This window comes from Skermanella sp. (genome assembly GCF_059503625.1).
The window spans coordinates 1-7,649 of record NZ_JCACHA010000902.1; the positions used below are offsets into that span (position 1 = coordinate 1).

At 64.6% G+C, this 7,649-nt stretch carries 8 protein-coding genes; 6 read left to right on the plus strand and 2 right to left on the minus strand.

The genetic code is table 11. The features are described 5' to 3' along the window. Window positions 1-125 precede the first annotated feature (125 nt). On the minus strand, window positions 126-314 hold the full coding sequence (locus AC5JJ6_RS32860) for a DUF3553 domain-containing protein (protein WP_496046080.1): 189 nt from the start codon (window positions 312-314) through the stop codon (window positions 126-128). Between the two features lie 149 nt (window positions 315-463). On the opposite strand from AC5JJ6_RS32860, the gene AC5JJ6_RS32865 reads away from it, so the two are divergent. The 6 genes from AC5JJ6_RS32865 to AC5JJ6_RS32890 all read left to right on the plus strand — a co-directional run bounded on the left by AC5JJ6_RS32865 (window position 464) and on the right by AC5JJ6_RS32890 (window position 7,106). Next, window positions 464-1,093 carry a histidine phosphotransferase family protein gene (locus tag AC5JJ6_RS32865; protein ID WP_496046081.1) on the plus strand — a complete coding sequence of 210 codons (630 nt, stop codon included), beginning with the start codon at window positions 464-466 and terminating at the stop codon, window positions 1,091-1,093. 270 nt (window positions 1,094-1,363) lie between these two features. Continuing rightward, window positions 1,364-4,135 carry a hybrid sensor histidine kinase/response regulator gene (locus tag AC5JJ6_RS32870; protein ID WP_496046082.1) on the plus strand — a complete coding sequence of 924 codons (2,772 nt, stop codon included), beginning with the start codon at window positions 1,364-1,366 and terminating at the stop codon, window positions 4,133-4,135. Next, window positions 4,132-4,623: a chemotaxis protein CheW gene (locus tag AC5JJ6_RS32875; RefSeq protein ID WP_044437405.1), complete on the plus strand. Its 492-nt coding sequence runs from the start codon at window positions 4,132-4,134 to the stop codon at window positions 4,621-4,623. Before AC5JJ6_RS32870 ends, AC5JJ6_RS32875 begins: the two co-directional genes overlap by 4 nt. A gap of 92 nt (window positions 4,624-4,715) precedes the next feature. Next, the gene (locus AC5JJ6_RS32880; RefSeq protein WP_044437407.1) at window positions 4,716-5,081 is read left to right on the plus strand and encodes a response regulator; all 366 of its coding nucleotides are present in this window, start codon (window positions 4,716-4,718) and stop codon (window positions 5,079-5,081) included. A gap of 13 nt (window positions 5,082-5,094) precedes the next feature. Next, the gene (locus tag AC5JJ6_RS32885; RefSeq protein ID WP_496046083.1) at window positions 5,095-6,261 is read left to right on the plus strand and encodes a protein-glutamate methylesterase/protein-glutamine glutaminase; all 1,167 of its coding nucleotides are present in this window, start codon (window positions 5,095-5,097) and stop codon (window positions 6,259-6,261) included. Next, window positions 6,258-7,106, plus strand: a complete 849-nt coding sequence (locus AC5JJ6_RS32890) for a CheR family methyltransferase (RefSeq protein ID WP_496046084.1) — start codon at window positions 6,258-6,260, stop codon at window positions 7,104-7,106. Before AC5JJ6_RS32885 ends, AC5JJ6_RS32890 begins: the two co-directional genes overlap by 4 nt. A gap of 112 nt (window positions 7,107-7,218) precedes the next feature. Here AC5JJ6_RS32890 and AC5JJ6_RS32895 read toward each other — a convergent pair. After that, on the minus strand, window positions 7,219-7,649 hold a 431-nt coding region (locus tag AC5JJ6_RS32895), incomplete at its 5' end, for a response regulator transcription factor (protein WP_496046085.1).

Sequence of the window (7,649 nt, forward strand, 5' to 3'; positions counted from 1 at the left end):
CGGCCGCGTTCAGTGCGCGGATACGCGCACCCTCCGCCGCGCCGCGCATTTCCACCTACTTCAAAGACATTGAAACCCGCTGTGAGTCTTTCATTTTTATAAAATCCTATTCAACGGTATTGCTTTTAGGCCAGATCGGTTTCCGGATCGACCACGGACAGGGAGATGACGGCGGCGTTGATCACGACCTTGCCGGCATGTTCGAAGTTGACGGTGACGCGGGTGCCTATGGCCGACTGGACTTGGCCGAGGCCCCAGTCGGGCTGGCCGGGATGGCGGACGATCGCGCCCGGAACGATGAACGGGTCGTTCAAACCCTGCCTCCTGCCATTGTAGCTTCCGGTATATCTTTTCCAGGGATCGGCTGCCGCATGGACAATCTTTTGCGAGCAGAACCAATCCGTACCATGATAGGTTAAAACAGTCTGTGCGAGAATTTGACAGCAGGGATCGACCAAGCGACATGAAGACCGATCTTGATATCCGCGTGGTCGAGTTACTGTGCTCCAGATTGTGCCACGAGCTGGTCAGCCCGGTGGGTGCTATCAACAACGGCGTCGAGCTGATCGAGGAGATGGGCGCCGAGATGGCGGACGAGGCGATCGGACTGATCGCCCACAGCGCCGATCAGGCATCGCGGCGTCTGCGCCTGCTGCGGCTAGCCTATGGGGCGGCCGGCGGCGACCGGGCCGGCCTCGATGAAGCGGCTCAGGCCGCGGAAGCCTACTTCGCCGGCGGAAAGATCAAGCTGGAGTGGCCGTCCGGCCGGCTGGACCAAAGCGGCCAGCTGCTATCGGGCACCGGCAAGGTGCTGCTCAACCTCGCGATTCTGGCGGAGGAAGCACTGGCCTATGGCGGCAGGATCGTGGTCGGTCCCGACCCTGACGGTCACCCGCTGGTGACCGCCGCCGGGCGCAACGCCGGACTGAAGGCCGAAACCATGCAGGCCCTGTCCGGCGATATCGCTGTCGAGAGCCTGACGCCGCGCACGGTTCACGCCTACGTGACCGGATGCTTCGCCCGGCACGTCAACCTCACATTGACTACCTTTCGGGAAGCCCCTGATTCCTTCGCGTTCAGCTTGCGCAGTTGAATCAAAAAAATCCGTTTTTTTAAATAGTCTCCGAATGAATGATCCGGCGACGTCCGAATCATGCCTTCTTCACACGCATTGTCATATGTCGTGCGCTCGGGTATATCGCTCGTCTTAGGCCTTTTTCTAAAATGCTAGAGTAAGATTGTTTTAATCAGTGTTTGGCACGCTGAAAGGGTCCCGGAGTGAACGCCTGCCGGCATGGCGTCGTGCATTCATGGGCTCGGATGGCAAAGCGACAAGCCCAAAAACGGCGTGGGAAATATCGTCATGGATGATCTGCTCAGCGAATTTTTGACCGAAACGTCGGAGAATCTGTCGGTTCTCGACGTGGAACTGGTCCGGCTGGAGCAAAACCCGAATAACCCCGAACTGCTCAGCAACATTTTCCGGCTGGTCCATACGATCAAAGGGACCTGCGGTTTCCTCGGTCTCCCTCGCCTCGAGCATGTCGCTCACGCGTCGGAGAACGTGCTGGGCAAGTTCCGCGATGGTGAGTTGCAGGTTTCCCCCCAGGCTGTCTCGGCCATCCTGGAATCGCTTGATACCATCAAGCTGATCCTCTCCGTGCTGGAAGCGACCGAGGCGGAGCCGCCCGGCGACGACAGCGGCCTGATTTCCCGACTGAACGCCATCGCCGAAGGGCGCGACGTACCGGCGGCTCCCGCCGCTGCTCCCGCGGCTCCGGCTCCGGCCGCACCGGCCGCCGCCGCTCCGGAACCCGACTTCGTGTTCGAACCCGTTCCCGCGGCGCGGGAACCGGCAGCCGCCGTTCCGGTCCCCGCCGCAGCGCCTCCTCCGCCCCCGGCCGCCTCGGTTCCCGCGGCGCCCGCCGCCAGCGCGCCGGAAGTGCCCGCGACCATCGCCGCCAAGGAACTGGTCGTCCACGAGCAGGCTCCGGTCGCGGCATCTCCGGCGGCGGCTCCCGCCCCGGCGGCGAGCGCCGGCTTCACCGCGGACGAGACCCGCGACGCCGGCAACAAGGAATCCGCGGTCGCGGCCCAGACCATCCGGGTCAACGTCGATCTGCTCGAAAACTTGATGACCATGGTCTCGGAACTGGTGCTGACCCGCAACCAGCTCCTCCAGATCCTGCGCAGCCAGAAGGACAGCGAGTTCGCGGCTCCGCTCCAGCGACTCAACCACGTCACGTCGGAATTGCAGGAAGGCGTCATGAAGACGCGCATGCAGCCGATCGGCAACGCCTGGGCCAAGCTGCCCCGGCTGGTGCGCGACCTGGCGCATGAACTGGGCAAGAAGATCGACCTCCAGATGCTCGGCGCCGATACCGAGCTGGACCGGCAGGTGCTTGAACTGATCAAGGACCCGCTGACCCACATGGTCCGCAACTCCGCCGACCACGGCCTGGAAACACCGGTCGAGCGCCTGCGCTCCGGCAAGACCGAGACCGGCCGGGTGACGCTGAACGCCTACCACGAGGGCGGCCACATCATCATCGAGATCGCGGACGACGGACGCGGCCTCAACATCGACCGGATCAAGCAGAAGGCCCTACAGAACGGGCTGGCGTCGGAAGCCGAACTGGCCGCCATGTCGGACAGTCAGATCCAGGCCTTCATCATGAAGCCCGGCTTCTCGACCGCCGCCAAGGTCACCAGCGTCTCCGGACGCGGCGTCGGCATGGACGTGGTGAAGACCAACATCGAGAAGATCGGCGGCACGATCGAGATGAAGTCGACCTACGGACGCGGGTCGACCTTCATCATCAAGATCCCGCTGACCCTGGCGATCGTCTCGGCCCTGATCGTGGAATGCGCCACCGAACGGTTCGCCATCCCGCAGATCAGCGTCGTCGAGCTGGTCCGCGCCGCCGCCGACAGCGAGCACACGATCGAGCGGATCAACGGCACCCCGGTCCTGCGTCTGCGCAACCGCCTGCTGCCGCTGGTATCGCTGCAACGCCTGCTGCGGCTGGACGGGCCGGCCCATGACGACACCGAAACCTTCATCGTCGTCACCCAGGTCGGCACCTACACCTTCGGCATCATCGTCGACCGCGTGTTCGACACCGAGGAAATCGTCGTCAAGCCGGTGGCTCCGATCCTGCGCCACATCGAGATGTTCTCGGGCAACACGATCCTGGGCGACGGCAGCGTCATCATGATCCTGGATCCCAACGGCATCGCCGCCGCCTCGTCGGGCGAACTGGCCGTCGGCGACGCCGCCGCGACCGATACCGCCGTGGCCCACGCCACCCGCCAGGACGACAAGATGGCCCTGCTGCTGTTCCGTGCCGGCGGCGCCGGCCCCAAGGCGGTCCCGCTCTCGCTGGTCGCCCGCCTGGAAGACGTCGATCTCAGCACGGTCGAGCTCAGCAACGGCATGCCGGTGGTCCAGTACCGCGGCAAGCTGATGCCGCTGGTGCCGATCGACAGCGGCTGGGAGTTCAAGCGCGAAGGCCGCCAGCCGGTCCTGGTGTTCGCCGACGGCGACCGCTCGATGGGCCTGATCGTCGACGAGATCGTCGACATCGTCGAGGACCGCCTGCAAGTCGAACTGGCCGCCGAGCGGCCGGGTATGATGGGCAGTGCGATCATCGCCGGCAAGGCAACCGACCTGATCGACGCCGGCTTCTTCCTGACCCAGGCTTATGGCGACTGGTTCGGCTCGTCGGCCCGCGAGGCCTACGAGGAGGAGAAGGCGCACCGGGTCCTGCTGGTCGACGACAGTCCGTTCTTCCGCAATCTGCTGACCCCGCTGCTGACCGTGGCCGGTTATCAGGTAACCACGGTGCAGAGCGCCGACGAGGCGCTGACCCTGTGCGAAGCGGGCGAGGACTTCGACGTCATCGTCAGCGACATCGAGATGCCGGGCATGAGCGGCTTCGAGTTCGCCCAGGCGATCCGCGGCGATACCCGCTGGCACGCCACCCCGCTGGTGGCGCTCAGCAGCCACGCATCGCCCCGCGACCTGGACCGCGGCCGTCAGGCCGGTTTCACCGACTATGTCGCCAAGTTCGACCGTGACGCCCTTCTGTTCACGCTGTCGCAGACCCTCTCCGAGACCAAAGGTGCCGCATGACCGCCAACCTGCCGGCAAAGAAGACCAAGTTCGACGACTTCTCGGTCAATGCGAACGAAGATTTCGTCACCATGATGATCTCGGACCAATTGTTCGGGATCCCGGTGCTCCAGGTTCAGGACGTGCTCGGCAACCAGCGGATCACCCGTATCCCGCTGGCGCCGCCGGAAGTCGCGGGTTCGCTGAACCTGCGCGGCCGGATCGTCACGGCGATCGACGTCCGCCTGCGGCTGGGCCTTCCGGCCCGGCCCAAGGAAAAGCCGGGCATGAGCATCGTGGTCGATCTCCGGGGCGAGCTTTACAGCCTGATGGTCGATGGCGTCGGTGAGGTGCTGAGCCTGTCGTCGGACGATTTCGAGCGCAACCCGTCAACCCTGGATGTCCGGTGGCGCGAGCTATCGACCGGCATCTACCGCCTGAACGGGACGCTGCTGGTGGTGCTGGACGTGTCCCGGCTGTTGAATTTCGCCAATCTGGAGGCCGTGTAGTCCTGGGACGACGCTCCGGCGGGGACCTGGTTCCCCGCCGGAGCGTCGCTCAGTACCAGCACCCAGAACCTGCGCCCTAGCCGAGGTCTCGTATGAAATCCTGTCTTGTCGTCGATGACAGCCGCGTTGTCCGCAAGGTGGCGCGAAAGATCCTGGAGGAGCTGCACTTCACCTGTTCCGAGGCCGAGGACGGCAAGCAGGCGATGGAAGCCTGCGCGCGGGAAATGCCGAACGCGGTCCTGCTGGATTGGAATATGCCCGTCATGAACGGGATCGACTTCCTCCGGCGGCTGCGCAAGATGTCGGGCGGCGATCAGCCCAAGGTCGTCTTCTGCACCACCGAGAACGATCTTGCCCACATTCAGGAAGCGCTGAGCGCCGGGGCGAACGAGTACATCATGAAGCCCTTCGACAGCGATATCATCCAGACCAAATTCGCCCAGATCGGCTTGATCTGAGGCCCGGAGGAGCATGAGCGAAATTCCGGGCAAAGCCGCCGTCAAGGCGGCGGGTGTGGACGACCCCCATCGGGTGATGGTGGTCGATGACAGTGCGGTCATCCGTGGACTGCTTTCTCGCGCGTTGGAGGGCGACCCCGAACTGCGCGTCGTGGCGTCGGTCGGTGACGGCCAGATGGCCCTCAACGCGCTGTCCCGTCAGGGCATCGACGTCATCGTGCTCGACATCGAGATGCCGGTGATGGACGGGCTGACCGCCATCCCCAAGCTGATCGCGATCGATCCGGCGGTGAAGATCATCATGGCGTCGACGCTGACCCTGCGCGGCGCCGAGGTCAGCATGAAGGCGCTCCAGTCCGGAGCGGCCGACTACGTGACCAAGCCGTCCTCGACGCGTGAGCTGGGGGCTGCCGACACGTTCAAGCGGGAACTGGTCAGCAAGGTCAAGGCGCTGGCGATCGCCGCCCGGCGGGCCGGATCGCGCAACCGGCCCGGCCTTCGGAACGAGCGGCTTCCGGCGCCGCTGAGCGCCTTCCCGCGCCCGCGATCGATGGACCCGGCGGCGGTGGTTCTGCGTCCCATGCCGGCAGTGCCGCCCGTGCCCGACATCATCGCGATCGGCAGCTCGACCGGCGGACCGCAGGCCCTGTTCGAGGTGCTGTCGCACCTGAAGGGCGGCATCCGCCAGCCGATCCTGATCACCCAGCACATGCCGGCCACCTTCACCACGATCCTGGCCGAACACATCACGCGGCAATGCGGCATCCCCTGCTCCGAGGCCAAGGACGGCGAGGCGCTGGTGGGGGGGCGCATATATCTGGCTCCGGGCGACTTCCACATGGTGCTGGCGACCAAGGGGGCCGGCACGGTGCTGTCGGTCAACAAGGAGCCGCCGGAGAACTTCTGCCGCCCGGCGGTCGATCCCATGATGCGCAGCATCGCCAAGATATTCGGCAAGCGGGCGCTTGCCATCATCCTGACCGGCATGGGCCAGGACGGCATGCGCGGCTGCACCGAACTGGTGGCGGCCGGCGGGCTGACGATCGCCCAGGACGAAGCTTCCAGCGTCGTCTGGGGAATGCCCGGCGCCGTGGCCACGGCGGGACTATGCAGCGCCGTTATGCCTTTGCGTGAAATCGGACCCTTTATCCGCAAGATTGCTTTGAGGACCGCAGCATGAAGGTCGAAGACTTCGACATGTTCAGCGTTCTGCTGAAACAGCGCTCCGGCCTCGTGCTGTCGCGGGACAAGGCCTATCTGCTCGAGTCGCGGCTGATGCCGGTCGCGCGCAAGTGGAACATGAAGGGCCTCGACGAGTTGGCCGTTGCGATCCGCACGCGGCGCGAGGAAGCGCTGCTGCGCGACATCACCGAGGCGATGACGACCAACGAATCGTCGTTCTTCCGCGATCAGAAGCCGTTCGAGCAGTTCCGCCAAGTCGTTCTGCCCAAGATGCTGGCGAGCCGCTCGGCACGCCGCTCGGTCCGCATCTGGTCGGCGGCCTGTTCCAGCGGCCAGGAAGCCTATTCGCTCTGCATGCTCCTGCTGGAGGAGGGCGTCAAGCTCGACGGCTGGCGGTTCGAGATCGTCGGCACCGACCTGTCCTCCGAGATGGTGGAGAAGTCCAGGGCCGGCATCTACACCCAGTTCGAGGTGCAGCGCGGCCTGCCGATCACCCATCTGGTCAAGTACTTCCGCCAAGTCGGCGACAAGTGGCAGGTCTCCGACAAGATCCGCCAGATGGTGAACTTCCGGGAATACAACCTGCTGACCGATCTGACGCCGCTCGGCCAGTTCGACGTCGTCTTCTGCCGCAACGTGCTGATCTATTTCGACCAGCCGACCAAGGGCAAGGTCCTGGACAGCATCGCCAAGCTGATGCCGGCGGATGGGGTGCTCTATCTGGGCGGCGCCGAAACCGTCCTCGGCATTACCGAGCGCTTCAAGCCGATGGACAATCAGCGCGGTCTTTACGTGGTCAATCCTCCGGCGGGCGCTCAGGCGGCCAGGGCAGTGGCGGGCTGACGCCTGCCGCCTCGCCTTCGCCGGCAGGCATCGCACGACGAAAAACCGGCGGCAGATATTTCTGCCGCCGGTTTTTCGTCGTTCATGAACTCACGGTCGCCGCAGGCTGGCGTCAGCCTGCGGCCTGCACCTTCTGCGGCGGCATGGCGTCTTCCTGGGGATCGCGCAGGACATAGCCCCGGCCCCAAACGGTCTCGATGTAGTTGTCACCCTTGGTCGCCTGCGCCAGCTTCTTGCGCAGCTTGCAGACGAAGACGTCGATGATCTTCAGCTCCGGCTCGTCCATGCCGCCGTAGAGATGGTTCAGGAACATCTCCTTGGTCAGCGTGGTGCCCTTGCGCAGGCTTAGCAGTTCCAGGATGCCGTATTCCTTGCCGGTCAGGTGGAGCGGCGAGCTGTCCACCTCGACCGTGCGGGTATCCAGGTTGACGGTCAGGCGGCCGGTCCGGATCACGCTGTCGGAATGGCCCTTGCTGCGGCGGACGATGGCCTGGATGCGGGCGATCAGTTCGCGCTTGTCGAAGGGCTTCGTCAGATAGTCGT

Coding starts and splice junctions, on each gene's coding strand:
- AC5JJ6_RS32880 (WP_044437407.1), top strand. CDS start 4,716: ATGAAATCCTGTCTTGTCGTCGATGACAGCCGCGTTGTCCGCAAGGTG.
- AC5JJ6_RS32865 (WP_496046081.1), top strand. CDS start 464: ATGAAGACCGATCTTGATATCCGCGTGGTCGAGTTACTGTGCTCCAGA.
- AC5JJ6_RS32875 (WP_044437405.1), top strand. CDS start 4,132: ATGACCGCCAACCTGCCGGCAAAGAAGACCAAGTTCGACGACTTCTCG.
- AC5JJ6_RS32885 (WP_496046083.1), top strand. CDS start 5,095: ATGAGCGAAATTCCGGGCAAAGCCGCCGTCAAGGCGGCGGGTGTGGAC.
- AC5JJ6_RS32890 (WP_496046084.1), top strand. CDS start 6,258: ATGAAGGTCGAAGACTTCGACATGTTCAGCGTTCTGCTGAAACAGCGC.
- AC5JJ6_RS32870 (WP_496046082.1), top strand. CDS start 1,364: ATGGATGATCTGCTCAGCGAATTTTTGACCGAAACGTCGGAGAATCTG.